The sequence below is a fragment of the Pseudomonas sp. P4_C3 genome, from assembly GCF_056402075.1.
Genome location: NZ_JBFUIC010000409.1, coordinates 1 through 3,170 on the forward strand (window position 1 = coordinate 1; position 3,170 = coordinate 3,170).

A 3,170-nucleotide genomic window follows, 5' to 3' on the forward strand; every position below is an offset into this window, starting at 1 on the left:
AGCCTGGTGGATGGGTTCGGGGGCGGTGTACATCAGCAGTTCGGCGATGTGTTGGGTGGGGCGGTGTACATCAGCAGTTCGGCGATGTGTTGGGTCATCTATATCGTCCCATGCAACGTAAATCCCCCTGTGGGAGCGAGCTTGCTCGCGATAGCGGTCTGACAGTCAACTTGTTTGCTGACTATTACACCGCYATCGCGAGCAAGCTCGCTCCCACAGGGGGATTTACGTTGCATGGGACGATATAGATGACCCAACACATCGCCGAACTGCTGATGTACACCGCCCCCGAACCCATCCACCAGGCTAACGAACGCTGGCTGGCGCGAGTCCTCGAGCACCTGGGCGAAACCCGCCGTGATGCCGAAGGCCTGTCACTGATGGATATGTGGTTGTCGCCGCACTTGCTGCTGACACAAACCTGCGGCTATCCGCTGATGACAGCATTGCGCGGCAAGGTCCGGGTGCTGGGGCGGCCTCGTTATGAGCTGCCGGACTGCAGTGGCGGCAATCATTGCAGCCTGATTCTGGGACGCCTTGATGATGCACGGCCAACCCTGGCGGATTTTCGCGGCAGCCGAGGCGTGATCAATGGCCAGGACTCCAACAGCGGCATGAATTTGCTGCGCCACCGGTTGGCGCCGCTGCAACGTGACGGGCGGTTTTTTGCTCAGGTCGGAATCAGCGGCAGTCATCGCGAAAGCCTGCGCTGGTTACGCGAAGACCTTGCCGATCTGGCGGCCATCGACAGCGTGACCTTTGCTTATCTGGCGCGCCACGCTGCAGAGGAAGTGGCCGGTTTGCGCGTGATTGCCCGCAGTGCGCTCAGTCCTGCCTTACCGTTCATTTCCGCCGCGACGGTCAGCGATGAGCAGGCCGTTGAGCTCTTGCGGGTGATGAACCTGGCGTTGCGCGAGTTGCCGGACGTTGCCCAAACCCTCGGTTTACCGGAGGTACTGCCCGCCAGCGAAATCGACTATCAGGTTGTGCTCGATTATCAACGTGAGGCCGAAACATTGGGTTATGGACGATTGAGGTGATAGGTCCATTTTCGCTGTAGGAGCGAGCTTGCTCCGGGCGGCGTTCCGACGAAAGCGGCCTATCAGGCACACCTTTTTTAATTCCATAAACGAATATAAAAATAAGTTTTAAATATTATTAATGAATAAGGCTCCTTGCTAGGATTCGCCTCACCGGACCACCGGACATTCAGCGACCCCTAACCCAGGAGCCCCTATGTCCGGCGCCGATATTCTTCATCGCAAACACGTGGACGGATTGTTCCGTGCTCACTACCACTGGCTCTGCACGCGCCTGCGTCAGTCTCTGAACGATGCCGCCGCTGTCGAAGACATTGCCTGCGAAACCTTCGTGCAATTGCTCCAGGCCCCTGGCCTGACGGCCATCCGTGAACCCCGTGCCTTGCTCACCACCATCGCCCGGCGCCTGCTCTATCAGCGTTGGCGTCGGCGTGACCTGGAGCGCCAGTACCTTCAGCAACTGCAACAGGCCGAGCCGGTCCACGCCGAATCGCCGGAGGCACTGGCTCAGTTGTCCCAGACCCTGGCCCGTGTGGATCGCAGCCTTCAGCGGCTGCCAGGCAAAGTCCGCTCGACCTTCCTGCTGTCGCGAATCGACGGCCTGACCTATCCGCAAATCGCCGCTGTGCTGGGCATCTCGCTGCGTTCAGTCAGCGACTACATGACCCGTTCCCAGGCCCTGTGCGACCGGCACAGCGCCAATCAATTCCTGAACAGCCCACTCCAGAACAAGAGGTCCGCATGAGATCGATCAAAACCCTGCTCGGCAGTTCGCTGCTGGCCCTGAGCCTGTTGTCCCACCCGGCATCGGCCACGGAAAAACCCGCGCCCATTCACTTCGGCGATATCACCTGGGAAAGCGGCAGCCTCATCACCGAAATCCTGCGCCTGATCGTTGAAAAAGGTTACGGCTACCCGACCGACACGCTGCCGGGCAGCACCGTCAGCCTTGAAGCGGCGCTGGCGAAAAACGATATCCAGGTCATCGGTGAAGAGTGGGCCGGACGCAGTCCGGCCTGGGTCAAGGCTGCCGCGGAGGGCAAGGTGTTCGGCCTCGGCGATACAGTCAAAGGCGCCACTGAAGGCTGGTGGGTGCCGGAGTACGTGATCAAGGGCGATCCCGAGCGCGGCATCAAGCCATTGGCTCCGGAGCTGAAGTCCGTTGCTGATCTGGCGAAGTACAAGGACGTATTCCGCGACCCCGAAGACCCGAACCGCGGACGCTTCCTCAACAGCCCGACCGGCTGGACCTCGGAAATCGTCAACAGCCAGAAACTCAAGGCCTATGAGCTGACTACCAGCTACGTCAACTTCCGCACGGGGTCCGGTGCCGCGCTCGATGCCGAGGTCGCGTCGTCGATCCGCCGTGGCAAACCTGTGCTCTTCTACTACTGGTCGCCGACACCGCTGTTGGGGCGTTTCAAACTGGTGAAACTCGACGAACCACCGTTCGACGCCGAAGCCTGGAAAACCCTGGCCGACGCCAACAACCCGAACCCCAAAGGCACGCGCTCGATGCCGGCGAGCCTGGCCATCGGCGTATCGGCACCGTTCAAGGCGCAATACCCGGACCTGGTGACGTTCTTTGAAAAGGTCGACCTGCCGATTGATCTGTTGAACCAGACCTTGGGCCAGATGAGTGAAAAGCGCCAGAAACCCCGTGAAGTCGCCGAAGCTTTTTTGCGTGAACAGCCGCAGGTGTGGAAGGGCTGGGTGCCGGGGGAGGTGGCTACCAGGGTGAGTGCCAGTTTGTAGTTTTGTAGCGCCTGGAAGGTAGCCATCGTCGGAACGCCGCCCGGAGCARGCTCGCTCCCACATTAGGTCTGTATTGCCCACAAACCCCGTGGTCAACCAAGATCCCCTGTAGGAGCGAGCCTGCTCGCGATTGATCTCAAGCCTTACGCCAACTCGGCGGCCAACGCCGCTTTCACCGCCGGCCGCTGATCTACCCTCGCTTGAAACCTTGCCAGCGCCGGCCACTCATTCAATTCAATGTCGAACAACCGAGCCCAACGCAGCACCGTAAACAAGTACGCATCAACAATGCTGAACCCGCCCGCCATCAAGTAATCCTGCCGCTCCAACGTCTGGTTCAACACGGCCAAACGCTTGAACAATTTCTCCTTGATC

At 59.8% G+C, this 3,170-nt stretch carries 4 protein-coding genes; 3 read left to right on the top strand and 1 reads right to left on the bottom strand.

From position 1 onward, the window contains the following. Window positions 1–248: 248 nt before the first annotated feature. From AC1DVH_RS28540 to AC1DVH_RS28550, 3 genes are all read left to right on the top strand, one after another. Window positions 249–1,040 (top strand): phosphate/phosphite/phosphonate ABC transporter substrate-binding protein, encoded by a 792-nt coding sequence (locus AC1DVH_RS28540; protein ID WP_477756601.1) that lies wholly within the window; start codon window positions 249–251, stop codon window positions 1,038–1,040. A gap of 196 nt (window positions 1,041–1,236) precedes the next feature. After that, window positions 1,237–1,785 carry a sigma-70 family RNA polymerase sigma factor gene (locus AC1DVH_RS28545; protein ID WP_477756602.1) on the top strand — a complete coding sequence of 183 codons (549 nt, stop codon included), beginning with the start codon at window positions 1,237–1,239 and terminating at the stop codon, window positions 1,783–1,785. Further along, entirely contained in the window at window positions 1,782–2,795 is a 1,014-nt protein-coding gene (locus AC1DVH_RS28550; protein WP_477756603.1) for an ABC transporter substrate-binding protein, read from the top strand. The genes AC1DVH_RS28545 and AC1DVH_RS28550 overlap by 4 nt, the downstream gene beginning before the upstream one ends. A 143-nt stretch (window positions 2,796–2,938) precedes the next feature. Here AC1DVH_RS28550 and AC1DVH_RS28555 read toward each other — a convergent pair. Continuing rightward, the coding region (locus AC1DVH_RS28555; RefSeq protein ID WP_477756604.1) for a glutathione binding-like protein at window positions 2,939–3,170 on the bottom strand (232 nt) is incomplete at its 5' end.

Excerpts from the sequence above, each read along its gene's own strand:
- AC1DVH_RS28540 (WP_477756601.1), top strand. The coding sequence starts at position 249 with ATGACCCAACACATCGCCGAACTGCTGATGTACACCGCCCCCGAACCC.
- AC1DVH_RS28545 (WP_477756602.1), top strand. The coding sequence starts at position 1,237 with ATGTCCGGCGCCGATATTCTTCATCGCAAACACGTGGACGGATTGTTC.
- AC1DVH_RS28550 (WP_477756603.1), top strand. The coding sequence starts at position 1,782 with ATGAGATCGATCAAAACCCTGCTCGGCAGTTCGCTGCTGGCCCTGAGC.